The sequence below is a fragment of the Streptomyces paromomycinus genome (assembly GCF_003865155.1).
Classification (GTDB): Bacteria; Actinomycetota; Actinomycetes; order Streptomycetales; family Streptomycetaceae; genus Streptomyces; species Streptomyces chrestomyceticus.
Window position 1 is genome coordinate 148,118 of sequence record NZ_BHZD01000001.1, and the last position, 17,268, is coordinate 165,385.

A 17,268-nucleotide genomic window follows, 5' to 3' on the forward strand; every position below is an offset into this window, starting at 1 on the left:
GCTCGGGTGAAACAGGTCGTGCAGAACTACAAGAGCGGCGAGCTGGCGGTGCTCGACGTGCCGGTCCCGGGGTGCAAGCCGGGCGGTGTGCTGGTCCGCAGCGCCTACTCGCTGATCTCCACCGGGACCGAACTCATGAAGGTGTCCGAGGCCGGCATGTCGATGGTGGGCAAGGCCCGCTCCCGTCCCGACCAGGTGGCCAAGGTCGTGCAGAGCGTGGCCGCCAACGGGGTGCCCGCCACCTACCGCAAGGTGATGGGCAAGCTGGACTCGTACACGCCGCTGGGCTACTCGCTGTGCGGGGTGGTCGAGCAGGTCGGCGCCGGGATCGACGAGGTGACGGTCGGCGACCTGGTGGCCTGCGCCGGTAACGAGCACGCCTTGCACGCCGAGCTGAACTGGGTGCCGAAGAACCTCTACGCCAAGGTGCCGGACGGCCTCGCGCCGCGCCACGCGGCCTTCGGCACCGTCGGGTCGATCGCGTTGCAGGGCGTCCGCCAAGGCGAGTCGCAGCTCGGCGATGTGGCGCTGGTCATCGGCCTCGGGCTGATCGGGCAGCTGGTGGTGCAGCTGCTGGCCGCCTCGGGGGTCCGCGTCGTCGGAGCCGACCCGGACCCGGTGCGCTGCGCGCTGGCCGCACGCCTGGGCGCCGCGGCCTGCGGCGATCCCGCGTCCGCCGCCGTGGAGACCGCCGTCGCCGAACTCACCGGCGGGCACGGCGCGGATCAGGTGTACCTGGCCGCCGGCGGCGGCAGCAACCAGCCTGTCGAGCTGGCGGCCAAGTTGAGCCGGGACCGCGGCCGGGTCGTCGACATCGGCAAGTGCAGCTTGAACCTGCCGTGGAACGCGTACTACGAGAAGGAGCTGGACGTCCGGTTCTCCCGGTCGTACGGCCCCGGTCGCTACGACCCGGAGTACGAACTCCAGGGGCGGGACTACCCGATCGGCTATGTGCGCTGGACCGAGCGCCGCAACCTGGCGTGCTTCCTCGATCTCGTCGCCCGCGGCCGCGTCGACGTGGAGCCCCTGGTCTCCCACACGGCGGACTTCGACGACGCCGTGGCGACGTACCAGCGTCTGAAGGACGGCGATCTGAAGGCCGTGGCCGTGCTGTTCCGGTACCCCGAGCACGCGGGGGAAGCGGAGGCCCCGGCGGTGGCCGTGCCCGCGGTGCCCGCGCGGGCGTCCGCTCCGGGCCGGTCCGGCCGGTCCCCGGTGCGGCTGGCGTTCGTCGGCGCGGGCAACTACGCGACGTCGATGCTGCTGCCGCACCTGGCGCAGCGCGACGGTGTCGCCCTGTCGGCCGTGGTCACCACGACGGCACTGTCCGCGGCCAACGCCAAGCGGAAGTTCGGCTTCGCCGAGGCGACCACCGATCTCGACGCCGTGCTCGGCGACAAGTCGATCGACGCGGTGTTCGTGGTCACCCGGCACAGCTCGCACGCCGAACTGACCCGGAAGGCACTCCTCGCGGGCAAGGCGGTGTTCGTGGAGAAGCCCCTCGCCCTCACCGAGGACGACCTCGCCGGTGTGCTCGCCGCGGTGGAGGAGTCCGGCAACGACCGGATTCAGGTGGGCTTCAACCGCCGGTTCGCGCCGCTGCTGCGGGAGGCCCGGCAGCGGTTCGGCACCCGCAGCGGTCCGGCGAGCCTGCGCTACCTGGTCAACGCGGGCCGGCTGGAACACGGCAGCTGGTACCTCCGGCAGGGCACCGAGGGCTCGCGGTTCGCCGGGGAGGGCGGGCACTTCATCGACACGGCGAGCTGGCTGCTCGGGGCCGACCCGGTCTCGGTGTACGCGGTCGCCACGTCCGGCCACCAGGACGTACAGGCCGTGCTGCGCTACCCGGACGGGTCCACCGCCACCATCAGCTACGTCACCACCGGCCCGGCCGGTCTCCCCAAGGAGACGCTGGACCTGGTCGCGGACGGCAAGGCGCTGCGGCTCGACGACTTCGTCCGCGCCGCTGTCTACGACGGCCGGCGCAAGCGGTGGGTCGGCTCCCGGCTGCCCAAGGCGCGGGACAAGGGGCAGAACGCCGAACTGGCGGCGTTCGTCAAGGCGGTACGGACCGGCGGGCCGATGCCGGTGCCGCTGGAGTCGCTGGTCGCCACCACGGCGGCCACCCTCGCCGTACAGGCCGGTCTGGCCGGCGGCGCGCCGGTGACCTTGGCGAGGACGCCGTGACCATGAACGCGGGATGGTACCTGCGCCGCCTCTCCCGGATGGGGCCGCGGGAGGTCGGCGGCCGGGTGGGCGACGCGGTGCGCAGACGGCGGTGGCGGTCGGTACGGCCGGGCAGCCCGCGCGTGACCGGCGTCCGGTTCACCGCGGTCCTGCCCGCCGGGACGCTCACCGCGCTGCCCGCGGACGCCGTGAAACGTCTCCTCGCCGAGGCGGACCGGCTGATGGCCGGGCACGTCGAGTACTTCGGGGTGGTCCGCGACGACCTGACCGACCCGGACTGGTGGTACGACCCCAAGACCGGGCGGCGGGCCCCGTGGGGCTACGCCTTCGACGTGCCGTACCGGGACGAGGAGACGGCCGGGGACATCAAGCAGATCTGGGAGCTGTCCCGGCACCAGTACCTCACCGTGCTCGCCGCCGCCTACGCGGTCACCGGGGACGAGCGGTACGCCGAGCGGGTGGCCGGACACCTGCGGTCGTGGTGGGCGGCCAACCCGCCGCTGCGGGGCGTGCACTGGATCAGCGGCATCGAGCTGGGTATCCGGCTGATCTCCTGGGTGTGGGTCCGCCGGCTGCTCCACGGCTGGCCCGGCGCTGCCGGGCTGTTCGAGGACAACCCGGTGGCACTGCAACAGATCTGGCACCACCAGCGCTGGCTGGCCGCCTTCCCCAGCCGGGGTTCCTCGGCGAACAATCACATCGTCGCCGAGGCTGCCGGGCAGTTCGCGGCGGCCTGCGCGTTCGGATGGTTCCCCGCCTCGGCGCGTTGGCGCGCGGACGCGCTGCGGTCGCTGGAGCGGCACCTGCGCGCCAACACCTTCGCCTCCGGCCTCAACCGTGAGCTGGCCACCGAGTACCACGGTCTGGTGCTGGAGCTCGGCCTGGCCGCGGTGGCCGAGGCGGATGCCGCCGGTGTGCCGGTCCCTTCGACCGTACGGCTGGTGCTGCTGCGGATGACCGACGCGCTCGCGGCCATCGTCGACAACCGGCTGCGGCCGCCGCGCCAGGGGGACGCGGACGACGGGCACGGTCTGGTCCTGGACGGCGCGGGCACCGGCCGCTGGGCCTCGCTGCTGGCCACCGGGGACGCCGTGTTCGGCCGGCTCGCCTGGTGGCCGGCGGTGACCGGCACCGATGTGCGCACCCCGCTGCTGGCCGCGCTCGTCCGGCCGTACGGGAAGCCGGGGACCGCGCCGGCCGTGACCCGCCCGGCGAGCCGGCCGGGCCATTTCGCCGACGCGGGCATGACGATCCTGCGCGGTCCGGAGGAGATCTGGTGCCGCTGCGACGGCGGTCCGCACGGTTTCCTGTCGATCGCCGCGCACGCCCACGCGGACGCGCTGTCCGTGGAGGTGCGGCACGACGGGGTCGACGTGCTCGCCGACCCGGGGACGTTCTGCTACCACGGGCAGCCCGAGTGGCGGCAGTACTTCCGGTCGACCCTCGCCCACAACACGCTGCACTGGGACGGCCGTGACCAGTCCGTCTCCGGCGGCCCGTTCCTGTGGACCCGGCACGCCCGCAGCCGCGTCCTGGTCGCGGACACCTCGCACGGGAAGGTGACCCGCTGGTGCGCCGAGCACGACGGATACCAGCCCTGCGTGCACCGCCGCCAGGTGGAGCTGACCGCCGCGAGCCGTGAGCTGCGCGTGGTGGACGAGGTGCGCGGCGATCGCGGGGCGGTGCGGCTGGCGTTCCATCTCGGCCCGGAGATCACCGCGGACCTGGCGGGGAGCCGGGCGGCGCTCACCTGGACCCGGGACGGCGAGGACCGGTCCGCGGTGCTCGACCTGCCCGGACGGCTGAGCTGGCGGGCGCATCGCGGCGAGACCGGCCCCCCGCTGGGCTGGTACTCCCCCGGTTTCGGTCGCAAGGAGCCCGCCACGACCCTGGTCGGCACCGGCCGCGCCGACGGCGCCGCGGAGTTCACCACCGTACTCAGGTTCCACGGCTAGGGGGACGGGTGGGGATCAAGAGGCGGAATCAGGCGTTGCCGGCGGCGGCACTGGCACTGCTGGCGTCCGGCTGTTTCGGCACGCCGGGCGCCGGGTCGCAGCCGTCCGCCGCGCCCTCCACTTCCGGGGCCCGGTCGGCCGCGGCCAAGGTGTGCGCCGGGCCCGCTCCCGGACCGGCGCAGGCACCGGCCGGCGCGGTGACGGTCGATCCCTCGGTGGTCGGTGACCTGTCCGCCAAGACCAGGAGCAGCCCGCCGGGAACGACGTTCTGGCTCCGGCCGGGCACCCACCGGCTCGATCCGGACCGCTACGCCCAGGTCGTCCCCAAGCAGGGGAACCACTACCTCGGCGCGCCGGGCGCGGTGCTCGACGGGCGGAAGAAGAACCAGTACGCGTTCAGCGGTACCGCCCGCGACGTCACCGTCCGCCACCTGACCGTGCAGGGTTTCGTCGCGCCGCACGACGAGGGCGTGGTCAACCACGACTCGGCCGACGGGTGGGTGATCGAGCACACGACGATCCAGCGCAACTCCGGCGCCGGGCTGATGGCCGGTGCCCGGCAGCGGGTGCGCGCCAACTGCCTGCGGGACAACGGGCAGTACGGCCTGAACGCGTACAAGGACGACGGCCCCGTCAGCGGCCTGGTGGTCGAGGGCAACGAGATCACGGGCAACAACACCGGTGACTGGGAGCGGCGGAAGGAGGGCTGCGGCTGCACCGGCGGCGTGAAGTTCTGGGCCGTCAACGGCGCCGACGTACGGGGCAACTGGGTGCACGACAACCGTGGAGCCGGGCTGTGGGCGGACACCAACAACAACGACTTCCGCATCGAGGACAACGTGCTGGAGGCCAACGACGGTGCCGCGCTGATCTACGAGACCAGCTACAACGCGGTCGTCCGGAGGAACACGATCCGGCGGAACAACTGGGTCGAGGGCCGCCGGTACGCCGAGCGCGGCGACAACTTCCCGTTCGCGACCGTGTACCTGTCCGAGTCCGGCGGCGAACCGCGCGTCAAAGCCCGTACCAACAAGATCGAGATCTACCGGAACGTGCTGGAGAACAACTGGTCCGGCATCACCTTGTGGGAGAACGCCGACCGGTTCTGCAACAGCCCGGCCAACACCTCCTCCGGTGACTGCACGTTGCTGGTGCGGCAGGCCGACCGCTGCGCGCGGCCGGCGATCGCCGCCGCGCCGCTCTACGCCGACTGCCGGTGGAAGACCCAGCGGGTGGACATCCACGCCAACCGCTTCGTGCTGGACAAGTCCGTCGTCGGGTGCACGGTGAAGTGCGACCGGATGGCGGTGCTCGCCAACTACGGCACCTATCCGGACTGGTCGCCTTACCAGGGTGAGCGGGTGGCCGAGGCGATCACCCTCAAGCAGCACAACCGCTGGCACGACAACACCTACGTCGGCCCCTGGACCTTCGTCGCCCACGACCCGAGCCGGGTGCTCGACTTCGGGCAGTGGCAGGGCGCGCCCTACGAGCAGGACGCGGGCAGCACCCTCGCCCCAGGGGCCGGTGACTGAGATGGGCGGAGACCTGCGGCGCAGCGGGCTGCCGGGCGGGGCGGACACGGAGCGCACCCGGCCCGGCGCCGAAGCGCGCGCGGCCGGCACGCCGAAGACCGTGGGAGTCGTCTGGGGACTGCTGATCCTCAACACGCTCGGCTCCGCCGGGGCGAAGACCGTCATCCCGCTGCCCCGCTCCCTCATCCAGCTCGTCACCATGGGCGCGCTGGTCGCCGCGTTCACCCTGGCGCTCGCGCTCAACCTCCGGCTGCGCATCCGGGCCAGCGCCTTCCTGCTCCTGCTCACCCTGCTCCTCGTGCCGAGCGTGCTCTCCAGCCTGCAACTGGAGTCCGGGCTCGGCGCGCTGTTCCGCTGCGCCCGGCTGGCGCTGTTCGTCGGCACGCTGTGGCTGCTCAGCCGCTGGTGGGACGGGCTGACGTTCGTACGGCACCACATCCGCGTGTACTTCGCGGTGCTCGGCTCGGTCGCCGTCGGCCTGGTCGTCTCGCCGGGCGCGGCCCTGCCGGAGCTGTACGGCGGGCGGCTGGTCGGCGCGTTGTGGCCGCTCACCCCGCCGCAGATCGGGCAGTACGCCGCAGTGATCATCGGGCTGACCGTGCTGCTCGTCCTGGGCCGCCGTACCGACCGGGCGAGCGCGGCGGTCGTCGTCGTGCCCTCAGCGGTCCTGCTCGCGCTGACCCACACCCGGACGGCCACGCTCGGCCTGCTCGCCGGGCTGACGCTGGCCATCGGCTCGCTCGTCCTGACCAGCGCCGCCGCCCGCCGGTTCTTCACCTGGGCGGTGCTGTGCGCCGCGGTGGCGGCGACGGTGTTCGCCGCCGCGCTGCGGGCGTGGTTCCTGCGCGGCCAGAGCCAGGAGAACCTCACCAGCCTCACCGGCCGGGCCACGGTCTGGGACGCCCTGCTGGCGGCGCCCCGGACAACCGTGGAGACGCTGTTCGGTGTGGGCCTGGGCGACAAGTCGTTCGGCGGGCTGCCGATCGACAACAGCTGGCTGGCCGTCTACCACGAGCAGGGACTGACCGGCGTCACCCTGGTGGCGGCGATGATCCTCGTGCTGGGCGGCGTGGCGTTGCTGCGGCCGCCGTCGCTGCCGCGGGCCTGCGCGATCTTCCTGATCAGCTACTGCGCGATCGCGTCGTACACCGAGGCCGGACTGGGCGACGCCTCGCCGTACCTGCTGCACCTGACCGTGGCCGCCGCACTGCTGGCGGCGCCCGCCGCGGCCACGCCGCTCCCGGCGCCCGAACCCCCCAGACGACATGTCCCGCGGTGGGCCCGGGACCGGAGGTGACCTCGCACATGCACGTTCTCGTGGTGCACAACCGCTACTCCTCGGCGCAGCCGAGCGGGGAGAACAACGTGGTCGACCAGGAGGTGGAGCTGCTGCGCGCGGCCGGCCACCGGGTCGAGGTGTTCGAGCGGCGCAGCGACGACATCGCCGGCCGGTCCCTGCCGGGCAAGGCCGCGGTGCCGCTGCTGGTGCCGTGGAACCCGGCGGTGCGCAGGGAGCTGGCCGCCCGGCTCCGCGCCGGACGGCCGGACGTGGTGCACCTCCACAACGTCTTCCCGCTCCTGTCCCCCGCGGTGCTGGCCGCCTGCGCCGACGCCGGTGTGCCCACCGTCGCCACGCTGCACAACTACACCCAGGTCTGCCCGCCCGGCACGCTGCAACGGGACGGCCGGCCGTGCGCCGAGTGCGTGGGGGCGGCGCCGCTGCCCGCCGTACGGCACGGCTGCTACCGCGGCTCCCGGCTGGCGACGGTGCCGCTCGCGGTCAGCCTGTCCGTCAACCGGCGGCGGTGGTGGACCGGTGTGGACCGGTTCTTCTGCATCTCCGCGGCGCAGCGCGACGTCCTGGTGCGGGCCGGGATGCCGGCCGAGCGGCTGGCGGTGAAGCACAACTTCGTGCCGGAGCCGGGCGTCCGCCGGTCGGGCGACGGCGAGCAGGTGCTCTACCTCGGACGGCTCGCGGAGGCCAAGGGCGTGCGGCTGCTGATGGCCGCGTGGGACGAGCTCGCCGCGGGCGGCGGGGTGGGCGTGCCGCTCGTGGTCGCCGGGGCGGGGCCGCTGGAGCAGGAGGTGAGGGCCTGGGCGGCGGGCCGGGACGACGTACGGTACGTCGGCCTGTACGACCCGGCGCAGTGCCGGCGGGCTGTCGCGCGGTCGGTCGCCGTGGTGGCTCCCTCGACGTGGCTGGAGGCGTTCGGCCTGGTGGTCGTGGAGGCGATGGCGGCCGGGGTCCCGGCCGTCGCCGCCGGTCACGGCGCCTTCGTCGAACTGGTCGAGGACGGGGTGACCGGGCTGCTGCACCGGCCCGGCGAGTCCGCCTCGCTCGCGGACCGCCTGCGCCGGATCACGGCGGACCGGTCCCGCAACCGGGAGATGGGCCGGGCGGCCCGGGACCGTTACGAGCGGGGCTTCGGCCCGGCCGTCGGCCTGGAGCGCCTGGTGGAGGGGTACCGCACCGCGATCGCGGGGCGGTCAGCACTGGATCGCAGCGGGAACGCCCGCGCGAGCAGGGGGGATGGGGACAGCAGATGACACGATGCCGACTCTGCGGCTCGCAAGCGACGGCGAGCGTCGTCGACCTGGGAGCGACGCCGCCGTGTGAGAGCTTTCTCGCCGCCGGCCAACTGGACCGGCCGGAGCCGACGTACCCGCTGCATCTGCGGGTCTGCACCGACTGCTGGCTCGCACAGATCCCGCCGCTGATCACTCCGGAGGAGACGTTCACGGAGTACGCGTACTTCTCCTCCTTCTCGACCTCCTGGGTGGAGCACGCACGGGCGTTCGTCGCCGACGCGGTGGAGCGGGCGGGTCTCGGTCCGGAGGCCTTCGTGGTCGAGGTCGCGAGCAACGACGGGTACCTGCTGAAGCACGTGGTGGACCGCGGAATCCGCTGTCTGGGCGTCGAGCCGTCGGTGAACGTCGGTGCGGCGGCGCGGGACGCGGGCGTCCCCACCCTCACCGCGTTCCTGTCGCCGGAAACAGGATCGGCCGTCCGCGCCGAGCACGGCCCGGCGGATCTGGTCGTGGCCAACAACGTGTACGCGCACATCCCCGACGTCGTCGGATTCACCCGAGGGCTGCGCTCCCTGGTCGCCGACGACGGCTGGGTCTCCATCGAGGTGCAGCACCTGCTGACGCTGATCGAGGAGAACCAGTACGACACGATCTACCACGAGCACTTCCAGTACTACACGGTCGCGTCCGCGATCCGGGCCCTCGCCAGCGGCGGGCTCACGCTCGTGGACGTCGAGCTGCTGCCCACGCACGGCGGCTCCGTCCGGCTGTGGGCCCGCCCTGACGGAGTGGCCGGCGAGCCGTCCCGCCGGGTGGCCGACGTACTGGCCCGGGAGAAGGCCGCCGGGCTCCAGGAGCTGTCCGGGTACACCGAGTTCTCCGCCCGGGTGGCCAAGGTACGCCGGGACCTGCTGCGGTTCCTCGTCGAGGCGGCCGAGCGCGGCGAGACGGTCGTCGGCTACGGAGCCCCCGGCAAGGGCAACACCCTGCTCAACCACTGCGGCATCCGGCCCGACCTGCTGCCGTACACCGTCGACCGCAACCCCTACAAGCACGGCCGGTACACCCCGGGCACCCGCATCCCGATCCTGCCGCCCGAGCGGATCGCCGCCGACCGGCCGGACTACGTACTGGTCCTCCCCTGGAACCTGCGGGCCGAGCTGGCCGAGCAGCTGTCCTACGTACACGACTGGGGCGGCCGGCTGGTCTTCCCCATCCCGGAACTGAGCATTGTCGAGGGCACATCGTGAAAGAGGTCGCAGCATGAAGGTCGTACTGTTCTGCGGCGGTTACGGTCTGCGGATGCGTGCCGGAGCGTCCGACGACATACCCAAACCGATGGCGATGGTCGGCCCGCGGCCACTCATCTGGCACGTCATGCGCTACTACGCGCACTTCGGGCACACGGAGTTCATCCTGTGCCTCGGTTACGGCGCCCACCACATCAAGGACTTCTTCCTGAACTACGAGGAGACGGCCTCCAACGACTTCGTGCTGCGCAACGGACGGGCCGAGCTGCTGTCCACCGACATCGCCTCGTGGACGATCACGTTCGTGCAGACCGGCGTCGAGTCACCGATCGGGGAGCGGCTGCGCCGGGTGCGGCACCACCTCGACGGCGACGAGATGTTCCTGGCCAATTACGCCGATGTGCTGACCGATGCCCCGCTGCCGGAGATGATCGACCAGTTCGCCCGGCGTGACGCCGGTGCGTCGATGACGGTGGTGCCGCCGCAGTCCTCGTTCCACTGCGTGGAGCTGGGCGAGAACGGCCTGGTCGGAGGCATCACCGCGGTGAGCGAACTGCCGCTGTGGGAAAACGGCGGCTATTTCGTGCTCCGTCAGGAGATCTTTGACCACATCCCGGAGAACGGTGACCTGGTCGCCGACGGATGCGCCCAACTGGCCAAGCAGGGGCGGCTGATGGCGTACCGGCACCGCGGTTTCTGGAAACCGACCGACACCGTGAAGGAACGGGCCGCGCTGGACGCCGCCTACGCGCGCGGCGACCGCCCGTGGGCCGTGTGGGAGCGGGACAGCGCCGGAGTCCGGGCGTGATCCGGCTCGGCGCCGGGCGCCTGAACCGGATCGCCGCGGTGGGCGCGCACTGCGACGACATCGCCATCGGCGCTGGCGGCACCCTGCTGACGATGTGCCTCGCGCACCCGGGCCTCCGCGTCGACGCGCTGGTGCTCTCCGGCGGGGGCAGCGAGCGGGAGCAGGAGGAGCAGGCCGCGCTCACCGCCTTCTGCCCGGGCGCCGACCTGCGGCTGACCGTGCTCAAGCTGCCGGACGGCCGGCTGCCCGCGCACTGGGACGAGGCCAAGGCCGCGGTCGAGGAGCTGCGCGGGCAGACCGAGCCGGACCTGGTGCTGGCCCCGCGTACCGAAGACGCCCACCAGGACCACCGCGGCCTGGCGAAGCTGATGACCACCGCGTTCCGCGACCACCTCGTCCTCGGCTACGAGATCGTCAAGTGGGACGGCGATCTCGGCCGCCCGTCGGCGTACCAGCCGCTGTCGCCGGAGGCCGCCGAAGAAAAGGTGCGGCTGTTGCAGGAGCACTACCCCTCGCAACGGCACCGGCCCTGGTACGACCGGGAGGCCTTCCTCGGGCTGGCGCGCATCCGCGGCATCGAATGCCACGCGCGCTACGCCGAGGCGTTCACCGTCACCAAGCTCACTCTCAATCTGGGGGACTGAAATTTGCGCGTGCTGCTGACCGGACACCAGGGCTACCTGGGCACCGTGATGGCCCCGGTCCTCGCGGCCGCCGGACACGAGGTCGTCGGTCTCGACGCCGGCCTGTTCGCCGACTGTGTGCTGGGCCCGTCGCCCGTGGACCCTCCGGGACACCGGGTGGATCTGCGCGACGTGACGGCCGAGCACGTGGCCGGGGTGGACGCCGTGATCCACCTGGCCGCGCTGTCCAACGACCCCCTGGGCTCGCTGGCGCCGGAACTCACCTACGACATCAACCACCATGCTTCCGTACGGCTGGCCCGGCTGGCCCGCGACGCCGGGGTACGCCGCTTCCTGTACGCCTCCACCTGCTCGGTCTACGGTGCCACGGGCAGCAGTGACCTAGTGACCGAGGACGCCCCGCTGCGCCCGGTGACCCCCTACGCGGAGTCCAAGGTGCGGGTGGAGGACGACCTGCACGCACTGTCCGACGGCGACTTCAGCCCGGTCTTCATGCGCAATGCCACCGCCTTCGGCCACTCCCCCCGGCTGCGCGCCGACATCGTGCTGAACAACCTGGTGGGCCACGCGCTGCTGTCCGGCGAAGTGCTGGTGCTCTCCGACGGCACCCCCTGGCGCCCGCTGGTGCACGCCGCCGACATCGCACGGGCCTTCACCGCCGCGCTGACCGCGCCCCGGGAGGCGGTGCACGACCGGGCGTTCAACATCGGCAGCGAGACCAACAACGTCACGGTCGCCGAGATCGCCGGGCAGGTCGCCGAGGCGGTGTCCGGCTCGAAGGTGGTGATCACCGGGGAGACCGGCGCCGACCCGCGGTCCTACCGGGTGGACTTCTCCCGGTTCCGCGCCGCGGTGCCCGGCTTCGACTGCGAGTGGACGGTGAAACAGGGCGCGCTCGAACTCGCCGACGCCTACCGGAAACACGGGCTGACCCGGGAGGACTTCGAGCAGCGCTTCACCCGGCTGGCCGTGCTGCGCGCGGCGTCCGACGCCGGTGCCGTCGACGACACCCTGCGGTGGCGCCGATGACCGCAGTCGGCGAGGAGATGCACGCCCTGGTGGAGCGGCTGTACCCGCTCTGCCGGAGCATCACCGGCGACGGTGTGCGGGCCACCCTGGAGATCGTCGGCGAGTACGTTCCGCTCCAGGTGCACGAGGTGCCGACCGGGACGCAGGTGCTCGACTGGACGGTGCCGCAGGAGTGGAACATCCGGGACGCGTACATCGCCGACAGCACCGGCCGCCGGGTCGTCGACTTCGCGGCGTCCAGCCTGCACGTGCTCGGCTACAGCGTGCCGGTGTCGGCGACCATGCCGCTCGCCGAGCTGCGCGGACACCTGCACACCCTGCCGGAGCACCCGGCCTGGGTGCCGTACCGCACCAGCTACTACAAGCCGGCGTGGGGGTTCTGTCTGGCCCAGGAGACCTTGGACGCGCTGCCGGACGGCGACTACGAGGTACGTATCGACTCCACCCTCGCGGACGGTCACCTCACCTACGCCGAGCACGTGGTCCCCGGGCAGGTCTCCGACGAGGTGATCGTCTCCTGCCATGTCTGCCACCCGTCGCTGGCCAACGACAACCTGGCCGGCATCGCGGTGGCGACGTTCCTGGCCCGCGCGCTGGCGCGGGAGACGCCGTACTACACCTACCGGTTCATCTACGCGCCCGGCACCATCGGGGCGATCACCTGGCTGGCCCGCAACGCGGAGCGGATCGACCGGGTCAAGCACGGGCTGGTACTGGCCTGCGCCGGTGACCGGGGCCACCTGACGTACAAGCAGAGCAGGCGCGGCGACGCCGAGATCGACCGGGTGCTGCGGCACGTCCTGTCCGCCTCCGAACGCCCGCACCGCGTCACCGAGTTCACTCCGTACGGCTACGACGAGCGGCAGTACTGCTCCCCCGGTTTCGATCTGGGCGTGGGATCGCTCAGCCGGACCCCGTACGCCGGGTACCCCGAATACCACACCTCGGCGGACAACCCGGACTTCGTCTCCCCGGACGCGATGGCGGACACCCTCGCCGTCTGCCGCGAGGCATTCTCCGTGCTGGACCGCAACCGCCAGTACGTCAACCTCAGCCCCTACGGCGAACCGCAGTTGGGCCGGCGCGGGCTGTACGACGCGCTCGGCGGCCGCAGCGACACCAAGCAGGCCCAGCTGGCCATGCTCTGGGTGCTCAGCCTGTCCGACGGCGGGCCCGGCCTGCTGGACGTCGCCGAGCGGTCCGGGCTGCCCTTCGACACCGTCGCCACCGCGGCCGACGCCCTGCGCGACGCCGGGCTGATCAAGGCGTGAGGCCGATGTCCGCCGAGGGGAAGAGGACGGTGACGAACCGGGCCGAGGGCGTCCGGCCGTCGGCGAAGCGGGCCGTCGCGGGGCGGCTGTCCTGGGGACTGGCCGACCAGGCGGTCTGCAGCATGAACAACTTCGCGGTGGGGATCTACGTGGCCCGCTCGCTGGGGGTGACCGCTTTCGGCGTGTTCAGCCTGGCCTGGGTCACCTACGGCGTCGTGCTCAACGTCTCCCGCGGGCTGGCCACCGACCCGCTCATGGTGCGCTTCAGCGGCGTGCCGACCGCGTCCTGGCGCGCGGCGGTGGCCCGCTCCTCGGGTACCGCGCTCGGTGTCGGTGCGGCGCTCGGCGCGGCGTGCCTGGTGGTCGGGGTGGGTCTCGGTGGCCGCGTGGGGCCCGCGTTCGCCTGCCTCGGCGTCGTCCTTCCGGCGCTGCTGTTGCAGGACGCCTGGCGGTTCGCGTTCTTCGCCGCGGGCACCGGACGGAAGGCGTTCGTCAACGACCTCGTGTGGGCCGTGGCGCTCGTCCCGGCCATGGTGGTGGCGGCCCGCGTGGACAGTGTCCCCGCCTTCGTGCTCGCCTGGGGCGCGTCCGCCGCCGTGCCCGCGGTGTACGGCTGCCTCCAGTCCCGCATCCGGCCCCGCCTGACCGGAGCGCGCGAATGGCTCCGCGAGCACCGCGACCTCGGTTACCGGTACCTGGTCGAGAACGTCAGCAACAGCGGCGCCAGCCAGCTCCGGGCGTACGGACTCGGCGCGATCGCCGGGGTCGGCGCGGTGGGGGTGATCCGGGGCGCCGAACTCCTGCTCGGCCCGTTCCTGGCCCTGCTGATGGGGCTGTCGCTGGTCACGGTCGCGGAAGCGGCCCGGGTGCTGCGGCGGGCCCCGCACCGGCTGGGCGCGTTCTGCCTCCTGCTGGGCGGCGGGCAGGCCGCCGCCGCGCTGCTCTGGGGCGGCGCACTGCTGCTGATGCCGGGCCGGTTCGGCGAATTCGTGCTCGGCGGTGTCTGGCACGCCTCCTCCGAGCTGATCGTGCCGGTCACGCTCGGCGTCGCGGGCGCCGGCCTCGGCACCGGCGCGGCGGCCGGGCTGCGCGCCCTCGCCGCGGCCCGGCGCAGCCTGCGCAGCCAGCTGATCGCCTCGGCCTGCTACGTCGTCGGCGGCCTCGGCGGAGCGGCCGTGGCCGGCACGGCGGGCTCGGCCTGGGGCGTCGCCGCCGCGACCCTCGGCGGCTCGGCCGTGTGGTGGCTGCACCTGCGGTCCGCCCTGCGCGAGCGCCGCACCCACCCCCTCCCCGAAGTGAGGACGCCATGACCGCGTTTCGCAGCGTTCCCCGGCTGAGCATCGGCCTGCCCGTGTACAACGGCGAGGAGTACCTCGCCGAGTCGCTCGACGCCCTGCTCGGCCAGACCTACGAGGACTTTGAACTGGTCGTCTCCGACAACGCCTCGACCGACGGCACCCAGGACATCTGCCGCGCGTACGCGGCGAAGGACTCGCGCATCCGGTACATCCGGCTGCTGCGGAACGTCGGCGCCGCGCCGAACCACAACTACGTGTTCACCCAGTGCCGCGGCGAACTGTTCAAGTGGGCCTCGCACGACGACCTGTACGCCAGGGACCTGCTGCGCCGCTGCGTGGAGGCGCTGGACGAGCGGCCCGACGTGATCCTCGCGCACTCCGACCAGGCGGTCATCGACGGCGACGGCAAGGTCAAGGTCCCGTACGAGTACCGGCTCGCCACCGGCTCCCCCCGCGCGCCGGAGCGGTTCCGCAGCCTGCTGTTCGAGCCCGGCGGTGACGACTTCTACGGGGTGCTGCGCGCTGACGTGCTGCGCCGGGTGAAGCCGCACGACAGCTACCACCACGCGGACCGCACGTTCGTCGCCGAGATCACCCTGCACGGGCCGTTCCACCAGGTACCGGAGCTGCTGTACTTCCGCCGGGACCACCCCACCCGCGCCGAGCGGGCGAACCCGTCCAAGCGCTCCCGGTGCGTCAACCTGGACCCGCGCCGGGCAAGCCCGCTGCACCCGACGCCCCGGCTGCTCGCCGAGTACGTCTGGGGCTTCGTGGCGGCGATCCGGCGGGCGCCGTTGTCCCCGGCCGACCGGCGTGCGTGCTACCGGCACCTGCTCTCGTGGCTGACGAGCCGGGCCCGGCCGGGCGCGGGAGAGCGGGTCGAGGACCGCGCGCCGGTCGACCCGGAACTGCTCAGCGTCTCCGTGGACGACCTCGTCGCCGGACGTGAGGGGCGACAGACATGAGGTCCACGGACCACACCCCCGTACGCGTGGGGGTGTTCGGCCTCCTCGGCTCCGGCAACCTCGGCAACGACGGATCGCTCGAAGCCGTGCTCGGCCACCTCCGCGCGGAGCATCCGGAGGCGGTCGTGGACGCGCTGTGCGGCGGGCCGGAGGCCGTCACGGCCCGGTACGGCATCCCCGCCACGCGGCTGCACTGGTACCGCGGGGAATACCGGACCGCGTCACGTGCGGGCGCGGTCGCGGCGAAGGGCCTGGGCAAAGTCGTCGACGCGTTCCGTACCGCTGCCTGGGTGCGCCGGCACGACGTGGTGATCGTGCCGGGCATGGGCGTCCTGGAGGCCACGCTGCCGCTGCGGCCGTGGGGCTTCCCGTACGCGCTGTTCCTGCTCTGCGCGAGCGGCCGGCTGACCGGTACCCGGGTCGCGCTGGTCGGCGTCGGCGCCGCACCGATCGGCAACCGGGCGACCCGTGCCCTGGTGCGCTGGTCGGCGCGGCTGGCCACGTACCGCTCGTACCGGGACACCCTGTCCCGCGACGCGATGCGGGCGACAGGCGTGGACACCGCGCACGACGAGGTCTACCCCGACCTCGCCTTCGCCCTGCCGGTGCCGCAGGCGGACACACCCCCGGATTCGCCGGGGACGGTCTGTGTCGGCGTCATGGCCTTCCACGGCAGCGACGACGACCGGGCCCGTGCCGACGAGATCCACCGGCGCTACCTCGAAGGGACGACCCGCTTCGTCCGTACGCTGGTCGAGGAGAAGCGGCCGGTCCGGCTGCTCACCGGCGACGAGTGCGACACGCCGGTGGTCGCCGCGATCCTCGACGCGGTGGACTCGCCCCTGGTCACCGCCGCCGAGGCCGCCTCGCTCGCCGACCTCGTGAAGGAGACCGCGGCCGCCGACGCCGTGGTGGCGACCCGGTACCACAACCTGATCTGCGCGCTGAAGGCCGGCACGCCGACGCTCGCGCTCAGCTATGCGGCGAAGAGCGACGCGCTGATGGCGCAGATGGGCCTCGGCACGTACTGCCATCCGGCCCGCGAGGTCGACGCCGACCGGCTGCTCGCCCAATTCCGGGAGCTGGAGGGGCGATCGGCGGAGCTACGGCGGACCCTCGCCGAGCGGAACCTGGCCGTTGCCCAGCGCCTGGAGCACCAGTTCACCGCCTTGACCGCGGCCCTGTTCCCGGCGGCCGGCCGCATCCGTTCCCATGCTCACGCCCACTTGCAGCAGGAGACACCGTGAAAGCGACCGAAGTCCCGGCGATCGACGGCGCGTACCTCTTCGAGCCGACGCCGTACGCCGACGAGCGCGGCTTCTTCTGCCGCACCTTCGACTCCGACGTGGTCCGCTCGGTGGGCCTCGACCCGGACGCCTTCGTCCAGGACAGCCTGTCCCGCTCGGCCCGGGGCGTGCTCCGCGGGCTGCACCTGCGCTCCGGCGACGGCGAGGCGAAGCTGGTGCGGTGCTCGTACGGGAGGATCTTCGACGTCGTCGTGGACCTGCGGAAGGACTCGCCGACGTACCGCAACGTGGCGTCCTTCGAGCTGTCCGGCGAGACGCAGGTGACCCTGTACGTCCCGGCGGGGTGCGCGCACGGCTTCCAGGCGTTGACCCAGACCGCCGACACCGCGTACCGGATCGACCGTCCGCACGATCCGGCGGAGGACGTGACGATCGCGTTCGACGACCCGGAGCTGGCCATTCCGTGGCCATTGCCGGTCACCTCGATGTCACGGCGGGACCGGGAGGCGCCCAGCCTCGCCAAGGCCCTGCTCCACCAGGAAAGCTGAGG

At 72.7% G+C, this 17,268-nt stretch carries 14 protein-coding genes; all 14 read left to right on the forward strand.

The genetic code is table 11. The annotated features are described in order from the left end of the window. Window positions 1–6 precede the first annotated feature (6 nt). Genes OEIGOIKO_RS00550 through rfbC form a run of 14 tightly spaced genes read left to right on the forward strand, consistent with a single transcriptional unit; the run spans window position 7 to window position 17,266 of the window. Window positions 7–2,187 carry a bi-domain-containing oxidoreductase gene (locus OEIGOIKO_RS00550; RefSeq protein WP_125050746.1) on the forward strand — a complete coding sequence of 727 codons (2,181 nt, stop codon included), beginning with the start codon at window positions 7–9 and terminating at the stop codon, window positions 2,185–2,187. Window positions 2,188–2,189: 2 nt separating this feature from the next. Next, window positions 2,190–4,142: a heparinase II/III family protein gene (locus OEIGOIKO_RS00555; RefSeq protein ID WP_125050748.1), complete on the forward strand. Its 1,953-nt coding sequence runs from the start codon at window positions 2,190–2,192 to the stop codon at window positions 4,140–4,142. An 8-nt stretch (window positions 4,143–4,150) separates the two neighbouring features. Further along, a complete protein-coding gene (locus OEIGOIKO_RS00560) occupies window positions 4,151–5,677 on the forward strand; it encodes a right-handed parallel beta-helix repeat-containing protein (protein ID WP_125050751.1) in 1,527 nt (508 codons plus the stop codon). A 1-nt stretch (window position 5,678) separates the two neighbouring features. Continuing rightward, window positions 5,679–6,974, forward strand: coding sequence for an O-antigen ligase domain-containing protein (locus OEIGOIKO_RS00565; protein ID WP_125058364.1), 1,296 nt, complete (start codon window positions 5,679–5,681; stop codon window positions 6,972–6,974). A gap of 8 nt (window positions 6,975–6,982) precedes the next feature. Continuing rightward, window positions 6,983–8,224, forward strand: a complete 1,242-nt coding sequence (locus OEIGOIKO_RS00570; protein WP_125050753.1) for a glycosyltransferase — start codon at window positions 6,983–6,985, stop codon at window positions 8,222–8,224. Next, window positions 8,221–9,456, forward strand: coding sequence for a class I SAM-dependent methyltransferase (locus OEIGOIKO_RS00575; protein WP_125050755.1), 1,236 nt, complete (start codon window positions 8,221–8,223; stop codon window positions 9,454–9,456). Before OEIGOIKO_RS00570 ends, OEIGOIKO_RS00575 begins: the two co-directional genes overlap by 4 nt. A gap of 13 nt (window positions 9,457–9,469) precedes the next feature. Next, complete coding sequence (locus OEIGOIKO_RS00580; protein ID WP_125050757.1) at window positions 9,470–10,264, forward strand: glycosyltransferase family protein; 795 nt, start codon at window positions 9,470–9,472, stop codon at window positions 10,262–10,264. Further along, entirely contained in the window at window positions 10,261–10,908 is a 648-nt protein-coding gene (locus OEIGOIKO_RS00585; RefSeq protein WP_125050759.1) for a PIG-L deacetylase family protein, read from the forward strand. The genes OEIGOIKO_RS00580 and OEIGOIKO_RS00585 overlap by 4 nt, the downstream gene beginning before the upstream one ends. Before the next feature lie 3 nt (window positions 10,909–10,911). Continuing rightward, a complete protein-coding gene (locus tag OEIGOIKO_RS00590) occupies window positions 10,912–11,937 on the forward strand; it encodes an NAD-dependent epimerase/dehydratase family protein (protein WP_125050762.1) in 1,026 nt (341 codons plus the stop codon). After that, window positions 11,925–13,208: a DUF4910 domain-containing protein gene (locus OEIGOIKO_RS00595; protein ID WP_125050764.1), complete on the forward strand. Its 1,284-nt coding sequence runs from the start codon at window positions 11,925–11,927 to the stop codon at window positions 13,206–13,208. The genes OEIGOIKO_RS00590 and OEIGOIKO_RS00595 overlap by 13 nt, the downstream gene beginning before the upstream one ends. Before the next feature lie 5 nt (window positions 13,209–13,213). Continuing rightward, entirely contained in the window at window positions 13,214–14,518 is a 1,305-nt protein-coding gene (locus OEIGOIKO_RS00600; protein WP_125050766.1) for an MATE family efflux transporter, read from the forward strand. Next, complete coding sequence (locus tag OEIGOIKO_RS00605) at window positions 14,515–15,471, forward strand: glycosyltransferase family 2 protein (protein ID WP_125050768.1); 957 nt, start codon at window positions 14,515–14,517, stop codon at window positions 15,469–15,471. The genes OEIGOIKO_RS00600 and OEIGOIKO_RS00605 overlap by 4 nt, the downstream gene beginning before the upstream one ends. After that, window positions 15,468–16,718, forward strand: coding sequence for a polysaccharide pyruvyl transferase family protein (locus OEIGOIKO_RS00610; RefSeq protein ID WP_174857104.1), 1,251 nt, complete (start codon window positions 15,468–15,470; stop codon window positions 16,716–16,718). Before OEIGOIKO_RS00605 ends, OEIGOIKO_RS00610 begins: the two co-directional genes overlap by 4 nt. Then, complete coding sequence (gene rfbC, locus OEIGOIKO_RS00615) at window positions 16,715–17,266, forward strand: dTDP-4-dehydrorhamnose 3,5-epimerase (RefSeq protein WP_125050770.1); 552 nt, start codon at window positions 16,715–16,717, stop codon at window positions 17,264–17,266. The genes OEIGOIKO_RS00610 and rfbC overlap by 4 nt, the downstream gene beginning before the upstream one ends. The last annotated feature ends 2 nt before the right edge of the window (window positions 17,267–17,268 follow it).